Genomic DNA, 14,242 nt, shown 5'->3' on the forward strand with positions numbered 1-14,242 from the left:
ACCCCACCCCTTAATCCCCTCCCCGCCTGCGGGGAGGGGAGACAAAGCGTAGCTTTGGCGGGGTGGGGTTTTCGGGTACACAAAATAACTTTAATACTATGGAATAAAACCTGTTTTGTTTACCAATTTACCCTGATAAAATTCAGTCAATATCCTGTATTTTTCCATTGCAGTATCAATCTTGGCGATCGCTATCTTATTAAGCATCAATTAGCTTGATATATGTATTCGTAAAGTCAAAATTATTATTGATTGCTAATTCCCATGTATACACTTAGTGAAACTATATTTATGGTTTCCAGTAAAACCAAGTATTTAACTACGTAAAATATTGGCGAGAGTTGAAACTTATACGGGTGAAATTACGTCTAATCTTGAGTTAAATTATATTCGTTCCTCAATTGGGTTCCTGAAATTCAAATTTCCCCAACCCATCTTTATGTAATGATGTATTATCCTCACTACTCTAAATACATTTTTGTTGTTAGTTAAAAAACATAACTTAACAAAAAGTTTAAATTAATAGAATTGACGGAAATCCCTCATAGACATTGGATTAGGGCACTTTGAATATCGAAGGAAAACATAATTAGAGAAATTTCTGCATAAAGTTAGTGAATTTAGACGTAATAAAAGTGGAATCACTGAAACGTTTTCATGAAACTCATGAAATCCGGGGCAATTGCCAGTTAAACAATTAGGTTAGATGGGATGAATGGGGGTTGTGATGCAAACTTCAAAATTGAGTTTCGAGGAGCGCAATCTCGCTATGACAAAGGATTTGGAAAAACTGGCTTTGGATTGGCAAAGGCGTTTGACTGTAGAATGTCCAGAACAAAGTGAAGCTACAAGACAAAGTATTACTCTCTGGCTCTTGGGATCTGACTCAAAACGGTTTGATATGTTTAACCCGAAAGAACTTGAGATCGCCAAGCAAGCAATGGAGTATCGCTGGAGAATTTTACGTCAACGCTACTTAGGGTTAGGGCGAGAACGTGCCTATCGTAACTTGATAACGCGACTGGGGAGCTTGGCAACATTACGAAATAAAATTCAGACTTGGGTAGCTCTTAGCCGCGATCGCCAGCGTAGTGTAGTAGATGTATTGCAAGAAGTACTACAAGAATTACTGCAAAATGACACCTACATGCAACAGCAAATGGTTGACATTGCCAAATATACAAGCGATCGCCGATTAGCCGATGCTTTGCTGTTTGCCAGCGTAGAAGAATATTGTTTGCGTCCAGTACGCAATCAACCCCTTTTAGCTTACCGTTTTGTAAATTACTTGCGTCGTACTCAGCGTGGCGGCTTAACCCAAGTCCCAAGCCGCGATTTAGTTAGATTAGTCTCAGAAGAAGTCCTCACAGACGACAGCGACAATCGAGTTAACTTAGTGGATAGTCAAGCGATCGCAGAATATCAAGAAACACAACAACAAGAAGAACAACAAGCACTACGGCAGTCTGTACAAAGAGAATTTGAAAATTATTTACAAGAAAACCTGGGAACAGAAGCAGTAGAGTGGCTACGATTGTATCTCCAAGGTAAATCACAAGAAGAAATTGCCAAAAAACTCAATAAACCAATTAGAGAAGTATACCGACTGCGAGAAAAAATTAGTTACCACGCTGTGCGCGTCTTTGCCCTCAAAGGTAAACCAGAACTCGTAGATAGTTGGCTCTCAATTTCCTTGGAAGAACACAACTTCGGTCTAACACAAAGCCAATGGCAGCAACTTCATGAAAAACTCACTCCTTTGGCGCGGCAGATCCTAGATTTACGTAGAACAGGTAAATCAATAGAAGAGATAGCCCAACAATTAAAACTCAAAACTCACCAAGTGCTAGGCGAATGGACAAAAGTCTATCTTGCAGCCCAAGCTTTAAGAACTCAGGAGTAAGCGAGCATGGGGAGGTGGGAAGATGAGGTAGACAAGGAAGACAAGGAGAATAATTCTTAACTCTTAACTCTTAACTCCTCACTCCTATGCCCCATCTCAGTATTTTCCCTAATCCTTCATCGAAAATTTATCTGCTACTTACGTCTACTTATGTAATAGATAATTGAATTTTTAACAATCCAACAAAGTATCTTTATTAACTACCTACTAAACTAGAAGGAAAATACTATATAAGAAAATACCAAGTAATAAAATCTATGTTGTCTTCAGAAGGCGAACTCACAAATAGCACAGTCAACAGAGAACATGTGCTAACCGCTACACAAAGTAAGTGGGAGCAAGAAGGCGAACGCGAGGAAATATTCCAGCTAATGGATAGTTTTTTGTCATTTGAAGCTTGTCTTTACCATCAAATATTGCCTTTTGGATTAAAAGACAACAAGCTATTGCTAGGTATGGTTCATCCACAAGACGCTGAAGCACTAGATTATGTAAGTCGTATTGCCTCTTATATGAATTGCACACTGATAATTGAGGCGATCGCAGCTGACGCTCATCGCAGAATATTGTCAGCTTACCTGAACCATAAGAATATATCCCAGCTAGATGCCCAACAAGGGGATCGCGAAATCACAGTTACCGTTGTTGATAGGTTTATTGGTTCTGATGATACTTACTCTGAATCGCAGCACTTACCAACATTCACACCACCTGACACAGAAATTAATGAGCATTTTCAGCAGCCGATAGATTTACCACTCTCACATCCAAATCATCCCCCTCAAATTTCTTCCTTCTTAACTTCCGGAAATACAGATCAACAAAAAAATACTTCTGAATCGCCAATAGTAGAAAATTTACCTATCCTACCCGTAGAAATTCCTGAACTATTTAGTCCTGTGGAAGTACTGGCAACACTACCACCCAAAAGATTACTAGAAGAATTACTAGGACGAATTTTGACAGGGGGAATTGGTCGGTTATATCTAGAAAGGCAACCTTACGAAGGCAGGATACTATGGAGTGACAATGGAGTATTACAGTCTGTGTTAGACAAAGTGCCACTGTCTGTTTTCCAAGGAGTGCTTAATGAGTTAAAGCGATTTGCTTCCCTACCTATTAGTAAGGTTGCAGAACCAAAACAGGTAGAGAAGGAATGTTTGTATCAAAAAAACCGTTTGCTATTGCGCTTGCGAGTTATGCCAGGAATTTATGGAGAAGAAGCTACACTCCAAGTTTTGCGAGGAGCAGCATTAAAGTTTTATCAACAACAACAACTGAAGCGTCTCAGCCGCGATGCCTTGGGAATTTCTCAGCAATTAAGTTTTAAGTTACATGAACTACAAGAACGCCTTTTTCTCAATCGCGGTCTTGACTGCGAGCAATTAGAGGCTTTAGTTACCCTGAATCAATTAGTGAAAAGTTTAGACCAACAGCTCAAAAAACTAACACTAGACAGCGAGCGATCTACAAACAGCAAATCATAAGTCTATCAGTGAAACCGCTGATTTCGATCGCAATACATAATTGTTATGTTGTAATCGAACTCTGAATCGACGGATCTAAGAAGGTTAGAACAAATAAATATAAATCTCACGTGCATATTTTACGTAAGATTACGGTTCAAAGAAAGTTATAGTAACCAAGTTAATTTCCGCTTTTAAATCCATATTATTGCAAATATTTCATGCAAACAGAGGTTTTTAGTGAACTTTTCCCCTTGATGAGTACAGCCAACCCACAAACTTTGGAATGGCTACTCAACGTTGCAATTGAACATGAATACCCAGCTGGGCGAGCTGTTCTCATGGAAGATGCTTGGGGTAATGCCGTTTATCTCGTGGTTTCTGGTTGGGTGAAAGTCCGACGTACCGTCGGGGAAGATTCAGTAGCTCTGGCAATTTTTGGCCGTGGGGATTTTTTTGGAGAAATGGCAATTTTAGATGAATCTCCCCGCTCAACTGATGTCATTTCCCTTTCACCTGTGAAGTTACTTAGTATCTCCAGAGAACGTTTTATTCAAATATTGTTTAAAGACCCACAATTACATCACCGCATGTTGCAATTGATGGTGCGACGACTACGACAAATTAACCTGCGCTTGCAAATGCGGTCTTCCCCACCAGCAGTCAAACTGGCTCATACCTTAGTAACTTTAGGCGAAAGCTATGGTCAGGAATCAAACCAGGGCAGAGAAATTTTTAACATTCCTTTTAAAGATTTAGCAGAGGTGACAGAAATCGGTGTTGAAGAAACCACCAAAATCATGGAAAAGTTACATGAAAAAGGGTGGATTAACATTGACAACACCAACAACATTACCTATCTTGTAAACTTCAAACAGTTGATGAACTTGGCAGGTAGAGTGTAATTGCTTTGCTGATTATCCATTCTCTACTACTAAGTGGTGACACATTTATAGCAAGGAACTGATGACTGGAGGAGATAACAGTTATCAATTATCTCTTCACTGTTCACTGTTGAATGCCCTATGCCCTATTTCCGAACTCAACAAATAGATTGATTTCATCTGATTTAGGACTTACGCAAAAACTCTCTAAAACTCTTATTTCTACCCTTCTCCTGACGGAGACGCTACGCGAACGGCGAATGTGTTCTTTGCGTCCTTGGCGGTAGCCTGTCGCAAGCCGCTGACGCTCCTTCGTCGCTACCGCTTCGCTAATGCGTCTACGTTTTTTGTTATTGTGTGTAAGTCCTGTGATTGTGCAGTTTCAATAAAACTCATTTTTATTAACTACCCCACGGAGAAATCTGATACCAATTTGAAAAATGATTGCGACAGATGTATCAATACGGTTCGGTTAAAGGGGAAAGGGGAAAGGTTTCAAATACATCCATAACCTTTTCCCAGACCACAAGGGAAGTTCATACTGCTTATCCGAACCGTATTGACAGATGTATAGCCAAAAGCAATTACTACTAACTGTTTCACAATCCAAAATCTAAAATCTAAAATCCAAAATGGTATGAGGGTTTTTAAATCACTATAATGCTTGCATAGCGACGATAAATTCGTTTTTTACACCGTAAAGCAAAAATCCCCCAGCTTATAGCCGTAGGGAATGTGAAAAGCTACCAGTGTAGTCAAATTTTGCACACTAAACTAGTATCCTAAACTATATTTTCAAATCAATCAGTCGAAATATTTATCCGAATCTGCCACTGACATAATCTCGTGTATATTCTTGTTTGGGATTGTTAAAAATCTGCTCTGTCAAGTCATATTCCACCAGATATCCCATTTTTGAGCCACTTTCCGTTGCTTGTGCATTGAAAAAGGCTGTCATATCAGACACCCGTGCGGCTTGTTGCATATTGTGGGTGACGATAATAATGGTGTATTGGGATTTCAGTTCTTGGAGTAATTCTTCAACTCGCAAAGTTGAAATTGGGTCAAGAGCTGAGCATGGTTCATCCATTAGCAGCACCTCTGGTTGAATTGCTAAGGCACGAGCAATACACAAGCGTTGCTGTTGTCCGCCAGATATAGATAGACCACTTTGTTTAAGTTTGTGTTTGACTTCATCCCACAAAGCAGCTTGTCTTAAACTCCGCTCTACCAATTCATCCATATCACCCCTGTAGCCATTAATTCTAGCTCCAAAGGCAATATTTTCATAAATTGATTTTGGAAAAGGGTTAGGTTTTTGAAACACCATACCAATGCGGCGGCGCAGTTCTACAGTGTCAATTCTTTTGTCATAAATATCAGTTTCGCCAAAGGTAATTCTTCCCTCAATATGTGCGCCGGGAATCAAGTCATTTAGGCGATTAAAACATCTTAATACAGTGCTTTTACCACATCCAGAAGGGCCAATAAAGGCTGTGATTTTGTTTTTGCCAATGTTCAGATTAACATCACGAACTGCTTTGAAATTACCATAGAAGACAGATAATTGTTCAGCTTGCAATATAGTCTCAGATGTAGCAGTTGTTGAATTTAATACCATAAAAAACTTCAGGACAATAATGAAAACATGCTTGACTCATTTAGCGAGACTGCTGGAATTTATTGCGTAAATATATAGCCGTTGAATTCATCAAAAGCAGCACGATCATCAAAATGATAATGCCAGCAGCAGCATTCTGGTGAAAATCTGTTTGAGGACGAGAAACCCAGTCAAAAATTTGAATTGGTAGTGCGGTGAAAGAACTTTGCAAGCCTTTTAAAGAAAGTTCAGGCAAGAAAGTAATGAACCCAACAGCACCAATTACAATCAAGGGAGCTGTTTCGCCGATCGCTCTTGAAAGTGCCAAAATTGTACCAGTTAGGATACCTGGCAAAGCAATGGGAAATATTTGTTCTCTAATGATTTGCCACCTGTTGGCACCAAGGGCAAAACCCGCTTGCCGCAAGCTATCGGGAACAGAACGCAAAGCTTCACGAGTGGTAATAATGATGATTGGTAAAATCAATAAGCTCAAGGTTAAAGCACCAGCTAATACAGTGCGTCCTTGAGTTATTGGTTCCATTATCCGCACGAAAATTTGCAAACCCAACAAGCCATAGATAATGGATGGTACGGCTGCCAAATTTGCAATGTTGATTTCAATTAATTGAGTAAACCAATTGTCTTCGGCATACTCTTCTAAGAAAATACCTGCACCTACTCCTAGAGGAAACGAGATTAAAGCCGTTATTACCAGTAACCAGATGGTACCCACTAAAGGAGCTAATATCCCAGAAGCAGAAGCACGACGAGAAGAAAAATTAGTCAAAAAAGACCAATTCAAACGCCCAAGACCGTCAGTTAAAATATCAATCAGCAAAATAGCTAACACTAACAAGGCAAATAAAGTTGCAGCCCAAGTGGCGATGGCAAAAATTTTGTCAAGATTGTAGCGTTTATCGATTGATAAATCGAAGTTGCGATTTGCACCAGAGTCAAACCGATTTTTAGATTGAATATTACTCTTCGTCATTCGTATTTCTCCCGGAAGCGGCGGACAAACCAGTAACTAAAAATATTCAGTGCCAAGGTCATGAGAAATAATGTCATGCCCACTGAAAAAATAGTTTTATAGGCTAGTGAACCTGCTGGTGTGTCTCCTTTACTAACTTGGACAATGTATGCTGTCATTGTCTCAATGGGCACTAACGGGTTAAGGGTCAACTGAGGATTTTGACCAGCTGCAATTGTAACAATCATTGTTTCACCGATGGCACGGGAAATAGCCAATATAAAGGAAGCTACTATCCCAGATAAAGCTGCCGGTAATACCACAGAAACAATTGTTTCCCTTTTTGTTGAGCCAAGTGCATAAGCACCTTCTCGCAAACTACGGGGAACTGCATAAAGAGCATCTTCACTCAAAGAAGCTACCAGAGGAATAATGGAAATTCCCAGTACTAAACCCGCACTCAAGGCATTGAATCCCTGCATACCAGGGATAAATTTTTGCAGGAACGGTGTCACTGTCAACAGTGCAAAGTAACCAAAAACAACAGTGGGTACCCCTGCCAAAATTTCTAGGGCTGGCTTAAGCCATTTGCGGAGCTTTGCTGGGGCATACTCACTTAAGCAGATAGCTGCTAATAAACCCAGTGGTAATGCTACTGCGATCGCAATTATCGATATCAGGAGCGTAGCGCTAATTAGCACCATCACTCCAAATTGCTTATTGGCAAACAATGGTGTCCACTGTGTCTCAGTTAAAAATCTCCAGATGGGGACTTCCGAAAAAAATGATACTGTCTCAAAAATTAGTGTTAAAACAATACCAATTGTAGTTGCTACTGAGACAAAGGCAAACAAGGCAAATAAACTTTTGACACCAAATTCAATCTGCTTACTCAAAGCCCGATTAGGCTGCCACAAGCTCTGATTATTTGGTTGATTAGATAACGGATTGGAAGTCATTCAAGAAGAACCTCAGCAATTCAAACTTCCTCTGTATACAGACGTTGCTTTTGATAAAAATTGCCCCTGAGCTGGAAATTTAGCTGAACCCCAACACCACCAAGGTTGTGCTATTAGTCGCTACTTCCAGCTACCAGAGCTAAATTTTCAATTGTGCTTAGAGAATCAAAATTATTCAGGCAAACTCTTACTTTTCTTGCTTGATCAGATCCTTAAGAGTGACACCAACTTGAGAACCTTTGCCCTCAAAAATCGAGCCTACCTTACCACTATTGAAGCGTGCTTGAACTTCAGTGAGTAAATCGCTTGGTAAAGGCACATAACCCACTTCTGTAACTAACTTTTGGTTAGCTGGAGCGTAAGTGAAATCAACAAAAGCCTTGACATCAGGACGTGTTGCTACACTTTTTTTGACATAGATAAATTCTGGGCGAGAAAGCGGCTGATAAGTTCCATCAGCTATGGTTTGGGGACTCGGTTGAACGCAGCCCTTACCAGCATCAATACCAACTAGCTTTAATTTATCCTTGTTGTTTTCATAATAGGCAAAGCCAAAGAAGGCCAAACCACCTTTGTCAGCACTGACACCTTGTACCAAGGTATTATCATCTTCACTTGCAGTGTAGTCTCCACGGCTTTCTCCTTGCTTACCTACAACTGCTTGTGTGAAATAGTCATAAGTACCTGAATCAGTTCCAGGGCCGTACAAACCGATTTTCTCAGCAGGGAATTTCGGGTTAATCTGGTTCCATTGAGTGACTTTGCCTTGAGCGGCGGTTTCCCACATTTTTTTGAGTTCATCAACTTTGAGGCACTCAACAAAGTTATTCTGGGGGCTAACTACCACTGAGAGACCATCATAAGCGATGGGCAGTTCAATATACTCGATATTGCCTTTTTTACAGAGTTCTACTTCTTCTGGCTTAATGGGGCGGGAAGCATTAGAAATATCAGTTTCACCGGCGCAAAACTTTTTGAAACCGCCCCCCGTACCAGAAGAAGCAACAGTCACTTTTATACCAGGATTCGCCTTTTGAAACTCTTCTGCCATGGCCTCAGAAATAGGATAGACAGTACTAGAACCATCCACCTTGACTGTTCCAGATAAATTCGATCCGGTTGCTGTATTGGTGGCTGGGGTAGCACCGCCTTCTGTTGCTGGGCTAGGGTTGTTAGAAGCCTGATTGTTTTCGCCGCCGCAAGAGCTAATACCAATTGCCAAAGCAACTAGGGGAGCAACCAACTGCACCTTTGAAGAGAACATAAGGATCTTTATAGATGATGCTATGGATTAACAGTATGAACATTAGCACTTAAGAGTGACAGAAAAGTTAACAATCGGTTAAGTCAATACTAATACACACTCAAAAACACTAAAAATTCAAGTCAGTAAAGGCACATTTTTTCATCAGTAATCAAATAAAATGTGATTTAAATTATACTACTATCTTGCAGAAAATAAACTAAATATTAAGTAATTTGGGTAGGCTAAAAATATTTTTTGGAATCTACAATTTTTTAAATGAAATTAACGCTACATATTAGCAATCAAATATCAATCTAGATACGAGTTTAAGTTCAGTTATTCTACTGAGAGATTAAAACTCAGATATCAGCTTTTGGGTATGCCAACAGCTAAAGCTCAAGTGGGAAAGTTCATATATTAATGTTTATACTGGTTGCTATTGGTTTTCCCTTTTGCCTTTCTTTATTTGCCTGATACATGTTTGCTGCTTCCAACCAATTACTATGGTCAATGATTGGCTTACTCCTGACAATGGGTGGCACTTTCCTAGAAGCTTATGGCATCACTTCACCTTGGAGTTGGAGTCAGCAAGGAATTCAGACTTTTTCTTTAGGTGTAACTTTTCAAGTTGGTGCAGTACTACTTGTGGGTTGTTTGGGTGGTAAAAATGCTGGTGCGCTGTCGCAAATTGCCTACTTAGTCATGGGGTTAACTTTATTGCCAGTATTTGCTGATGGTGGTGGTATTGGTTATGTTAAGCTATCTCAGTTTGGCTATTTGTTAGGCTTTATTCCTGGAGCTTGGATTTGTGGTTTGTTTGCCTTTAAAGCTAGACCCCGACTAGAAACCCTTGGTTTTAGTTGCATCTGTGGGTTGTTAACTCTTCACCTATGCGGTATTAGTTATTTGATTATTAGCTATCTTTTTCAGTGGCAAGGCACAGAAAATATACCTTTAATGCAAGCAATTCTCAGGTATTCTTGGTTTGTACTGCCAGGTCAGCTAACTGTAGTCTGTGCCGTCACTGTAATAGCATATGTATTGCGTCACTTAATGTTTTATTAGTCATTAGTCATTAGTCATTAGTCATTAGTCTTTTTTCAATGACCAATGCCCAATGCCCAATGACCAATGCCCAATGATCAATGACCAATGACTAATTTGCCATGCGTTTAAAAAATCGCCTTTTCTGGATTTCTGCCTTCATAGCTTTTTTTCTAGACCAAATAACAAAATACTGGGTGGTGCAAACATTCAGTTTGCAACAAACGCTACCACTGTTACCAGGGATATTTCACTTGACTTACGTCACTAACACTGGTGCGGCTTTTAGTTTGTTAAGTGGAAAAGTGGAATGGTTGCGCTGGTTATCTTTAGGAGTAAGTTTAGTTTTAATCGGGCTGGCGTTATTTGGCCCTACGTTAAGTCTGTGGGATCAGCTAGGCTATGGCTTGATTTTAGGTGGAGCTATGGGCAATGGCATCGATCGCTTTGTTTTAGGTTATGTGGTTGATTTTCTAGATTTTCGCCTCATTAATTTTGCTGTATTTAATGTGGCAGATTCATTTATTAGTATCGGTATCGTTTGCCTGCTCATTGCCTCTTTGCAAAAAACACCAACTTCAACATAACAGACCTGATTAAACTATTAAGCCTGGGATGATTTATCCCAGGCTTAATAGCTGAAACTCTTTTTCATAGCGTATTAGTTTCATAACTTACACCAATTACTATAACTGGTGTAAGTTGTCAATATCTACAGCAATAACTAACGCCAAATCAGTATGCAGATTTGAGTTTAGTTGCCTGTAGCAGGAGTGCTGGGCGAGCTAGAACCTGGAACTGAACTAGGAGAGCTAGGAGTTGGCTCAGAAGCGCCATCAGAAGGGGTAGTACTTCCTGGTGCTGGAGTTATATTGCTGGGAGTACTAGAGTCAGAAGGGGTAACACTTCCTGGTGCTGGAGTTATATTGCTGGGGGTACCAGAGTCAGAAGGGGTAACACTTCCTGGTGCTGGGGTTATATTGCTGGGGGTACCAGAGTCAGAAGGGGTAGCTCCTGGTGCTGGGGTTGTGGTGGTGCTATCAGGAGTGCCAGAGCCAGATGGAGTAACGCTCTCCGGTGTGGTTGTGCTATCGGGAGTGGTGGTTTCCGAAGGTGTGGTTTCTGTTGGAACTGTTGTACTACCAGGAGTAGTAGGCGTAACAGCTGTGCCACCACCACAACGAGAGTTAAGAGGGAAATACTCGCACAGAATTTTTTTGCCTTCTGGCGACAGTTTGATTTCCGTTGGTGAACTAGTGGAGGAGTCGCTACTGGATTGGGCTATGGGGGATTTACTAGATTGAGCGCCAGCAATATTAGTGGTAAGTGCCAAAAATAGGGCTGTACCAATCAGGGTCAGAGATTTTCCCATCATTCTGAAATTAACCTCAACGGAACACTCGAACTATTAAAACAGACAATAAGATTTAGAAAATCTTCCTAAAAGAGGATATTTCGGTTTGTTTCAAAATATGTTGATATGTAAAACTAGTAAAAATTAAATCTGTTGTTCGTCAATGTTTTGTGTTGATGAATACCAGCTAATGAATGGTATTTGTAGCCATTTACTAGTAAAACCTACATATAATCAAGACTTTAGATTTAATAGTAAAAATTGGCTGTTAATAAAAAAGCAATAAAAATGACAAGCTATTGTTAGTTACAAAAGATATTTAGGTATAAAATGAATCTAAAAAATCATCTAGCCAATTTATTCTTTGGCTTATGAGTAAAATGATGGAAGATTAACATCTAAGTTGTAGTTCGCCCGATTCTTCACTAAAAAGTGTGATGTAAATAGCCGATGAGTTCTCCCCAACCCCCTCACAAGCCACAAACGTTATTAGGTCAACTGACTCAAGCAGTACATACAATTCAAGCTAGGGTCGATTTTTCCAAATTGGCGCTCAAGCCTAATGCAAAAGTGCCGGAACTCTGGGTGCAGGATGCGGGGGCGGATAAAGCAGAGGTATATCCACTGTTGGGCGATCGCTATGTTCTCGGTCGTAGCTCCAAATCCTGCGATATCGTCATCCGTAACCCTGTTGTTAGCCAAATTCACCTATCGCTATCGCGCAATTCCACTCAGCGCGCACCAGTTTTTGTTATCAAAGACGAAAATTCCACCAATGGCATCTATCGTGGCAAACGTCGTGTCAATTCCCTGGAATTACGTCATGGCGATATTCTCACTCTGGGGCCGCCAGAACTCGCTGCTTCTGTCAGATTGCAATATGTCGATCCACCACCTTGGTACATCAAAGCTGCAACTTGGACAGGTTACGGCATTGGTGGTGTCAGTGCATTGTTCGCCTTGGTAATTGGCGTCGAATGGCTAAAATTTTCAGTCAGACCCCTACCCACAGCTACACGCGCCCCAGTAGTTGTTTATGCCCGTGATGGAGCCACACCCCTGAGAGAACCCCGCACCACCTCCCACGTGGACATGAAGCGATTAGATGAATTTGGCCCTTATTTGCCCACTGCCGTGGTCGCTTCTGAAGATAGCCGTTATTATTGGCATTTTGGGGTCGATCCGTTAGGAATTTTGCGAGCCGTCTTGATTAATAGCCGTACAGGAGATGTCCAGCAAGGAGCCAGCACCGTTACCCAGCAAGTCGCCCGTAGCTTGTTCCGCGATTATGTAGGCAGACAGGATACTCTAGGACGTAAATTGCGGGAGGCAATTGTCGCCCTGAAGCTAGAAACCTTTTACAGCAAAGATGATATTTTGCTGATGTACTTAAATCGGGTTTTTTTGGGTGGAGATACCTCTGGATTTGAAGATGCAGCCAGGTATTACTTTGAAAAACCAGCAAAAGATTTAAGTTTGGCGGAAGCTGCCACACTAGTAGGAATTTTACCAGCCCCCAACGCGTTTGATTTTTGCGGCGATGGCCCAAATAAGCTAGAAACTGCTGAATACCGCAATCGGGTAATCAAACGGATGTTGGAAATGGGCAAAATCAAAGCAGAGGAGGCTAATCGAGCCAGACGCTCCACTGTTCAAGTTAGTCCTAAAGTTTGCGAACAACAAGCCAAAACAATTGCTCCTTACTTTTACAATTACGTTTTCTCGGAATTGGAATCAATCTTGGGGGAGGGAGCAGCCAGAGAAGGCAACTATATTATTGAAACTAAGCTCGATCCAGCCATCCAAAGCCAAGCAGAAGCCGCATTGCGTAATTCAGTAAACAGCGCTGGTGGAACTTTTAAGTTTTCTCAAGGAGCAGTGGTGACCCTCGACTCTAGTAACGGTAGTATCTTGGCGATGGTAGGGGGAACCGATTACAAAAAAAGTCAGTTCAATCGTGCAACCCAAGCCAAAAGACAACCGGGTTCGACCTTCAAAATCTTTGCTTACACCGCCGCTATTCAGCAGGGAATTCCAGAATCAAAAAGTTATTCTTGCGCTCCTTTAACTTGGCAAGGCTTCACTTATAAACCCTGTCGTGCTGGTGCAGACGCTAGTTTAGATATTGCCACGGGGCTGGCTCTTTCCGAAAATCCCATCGCTTTGCGAGTTGCCAGAGAAATTGGCTTGGATAAAGTGGTTTCTATGGCGCAGCGTTTGGGGGTAAAGTCCTCCCTCGATCCGGTTCCAGGGTTGGTACTGGGTCAAAGTGTAGTTAATGTTTTAGAAATGACTGGTGCTTTTGGTGCCATTGGCAATCGCGGTGTCTGGAATCCTCCCCATGCCATTAGTCGTATTTTAGATAGTGGGGATTGCCGCGATCGCAACGATCTCAAAACTTGCCGTGTCATCTACTCCTTCGACCAAGATCCAGACGCCAACAAAAGAGTTTTGCCAAACAATGTAGCTGATGAAATGACTAGTTTAATGCGCGGTGTAGTCACCAGAGGTACTGGTCGTAGTGCTGCCATTGGATTAGGGGAAGCTGGTAAAACAGGCACCACTGATAAAAACGTTGACTTATGGTTTATAGGTTTTATTCCCAGTCGGCGGCTTGTAACTGGTGTTTGGTTGGGAAACGACAACAATTCCCCCACATCTGGTAGCAGCGCTCAAGCCGCTCAGTTATGGGGAAATTACATGGGGCGGATTACAAGGTAAATGGGCATTGGGCATTGGGCATTGGGCATGGTGAAAGGGAAAGGGGTAAGGGGGAAAGGGGAAAGATTAAATTTATTCCTTTTCCCTTTTCC

General features: G+C 41.3%; 12 protein-coding genes. 8 read left to right on the forward strand and 4 right to left on the reverse strand.

Features of this window, described 5'->3' with window-relative positions:
• The 4 genes from GNE10_RS35525 to GNE10_RS21345 all read left to right on the forward strand — a co-directional run.
• Nucleotides 1-219 (forward strand): hypothetical protein (locus GNE10_RS35525; RefSeq protein WP_221642934.1); only part of this gene is annotated, 219 nt, incomplete at its 5' end.
• 496 nt (nucleotides 220-715) lie between these two features.
• Nucleotides 716-1,903, forward strand: a complete 1,188-nt coding sequence (locus GNE10_RS21335; RefSeq protein ID WP_185566873.1) for a HetZ-related protein 2 — start codon at nucleotides 716-718, stop codon at nucleotides 1,901-1,903.
• A 257-nt stretch (nucleotides 1,904-2,160) separates the two neighbouring features.
• Nucleotides 2,161-3,390: a pilus assembly protein PilB gene (locus tag GNE10_RS21340; RefSeq protein ID WP_185566874.1), complete on the forward strand. Its 1,230-nt coding sequence runs from the start codon at nucleotides 2,161-2,163 to the stop codon at nucleotides 3,388-3,390.
• Nucleotides 3,391-3,590: 200 nt separating this feature from the next.
• The gene (locus GNE10_RS21345) at nucleotides 3,591-4,274 is read left to right on the forward strand and encodes a Crp/Fnr family transcriptional regulator (protein ID WP_185566875.1); all 684 of its coding nucleotides are present in this window, start codon (nucleotides 3,591-3,593) and stop codon (nucleotides 4,272-4,274) included.
• Nucleotides 4,275-5,070: 796 nt separating this feature from the next.
• On the opposite strand, the gene pstB is transcribed toward GNE10_RS21345, so the two are convergent.
• From pstB to GNE10_RS21365, 4 genes are all read right to left on the reverse strand, one after another.
• Nucleotides 5,071-5,874 (reverse strand): phosphate ABC transporter ATP-binding protein PstB, encoded by an 804-nt coding sequence (gene pstB / locus GNE10_RS21350; RefSeq protein ID WP_099068826.1) that lies wholly within the window; start codon nucleotides 5,872-5,874, stop codon nucleotides 5,071-5,073.
• A 40-nt stretch (nucleotides 5,875-5,914) separates the two neighbouring features.
• Nucleotides 5,915-6,847 carry a phosphate ABC transporter permease PstA gene (pstA, locus tag GNE10_RS21355; protein ID WP_099068827.1) on the reverse strand — a complete coding sequence of 311 codons (933 nt, stop codon included), beginning with the start codon at nucleotides 6,845-6,847 and terminating at the stop codon, nucleotides 5,915-5,917.
• Complete coding sequence (pstC, locus tag GNE10_RS21360; RefSeq protein ID WP_185566876.1) at nucleotides 6,844-7,785, reverse strand: phosphate ABC transporter permease subunit PstC; 942 nt, start codon at nucleotides 7,783-7,785, stop codon at nucleotides 6,844-6,846. Before pstC ends, pstA begins: the two co-directional genes overlap by 4 nt.
• Before the next feature lie 187 nt (nucleotides 7,786-7,972).
• Nucleotides 7,973-9,049: a PstS family phosphate ABC transporter substrate-binding protein gene (locus GNE10_RS21365; protein WP_185566877.1), complete on the reverse strand. Its 1,077-nt coding sequence runs from the start codon at nucleotides 9,047-9,049 to the stop codon at nucleotides 7,973-7,975.
• A 459-nt stretch (nucleotides 9,050-9,508) separates the two neighbouring features.
• On the opposite strand from GNE10_RS21365, the gene GNE10_RS21370 reads away from it, so the two are divergent.
• From GNE10_RS21370 to GNE10_RS21385, 4 genes are all read left to right on the forward strand, one after another.
• Nucleotides 9,509-10,096, forward strand: coding sequence for a biotin transporter BioY (locus tag GNE10_RS21370; protein ID WP_185566878.1), 588 nt, complete (start codon nucleotides 9,509-9,511; stop codon nucleotides 10,094-10,096).
• A gap of 101 nt (nucleotides 10,097-10,197) precedes the next feature.
• Nucleotides 10,198-10,662: a signal peptidase II gene (gene lspA, locus GNE10_RS21375; protein WP_185566879.1), complete on the forward strand. Its 465-nt coding sequence runs from the start codon at nucleotides 10,198-10,200 to the stop codon at nucleotides 10,660-10,662.
• 186 nt (nucleotides 10,663-10,848) lie between these two features.
• Complete coding sequence (locus GNE10_RS36400) at nucleotides 10,849-11,379, forward strand: hypothetical protein (protein WP_185566880.1); 531 nt, start codon at nucleotides 10,849-10,851, stop codon at nucleotides 11,377-11,379.
• 500 nt (nucleotides 11,380-11,879) lie between these two features.
• Complete coding sequence (locus GNE10_RS21385; RefSeq protein WP_185566881.1) at nucleotides 11,880-14,150, forward strand: transglycosylase domain-containing protein; 2,271 nt, start codon at nucleotides 11,880-11,882, stop codon at nucleotides 14,148-14,150.
• Nucleotides 14,151-14,242 lie beyond the last annotated feature (92 nt).

This window comes from Nostoc sp. 2RC, assembly GCF_014222165.1.
Taxonomy (GTDB): domain Bacteria; phylum Cyanobacteriota; class Cyanobacteriia; order Cyanobacteriales; family Nostocaceae; genus Nostoc; species Nostoc linckia.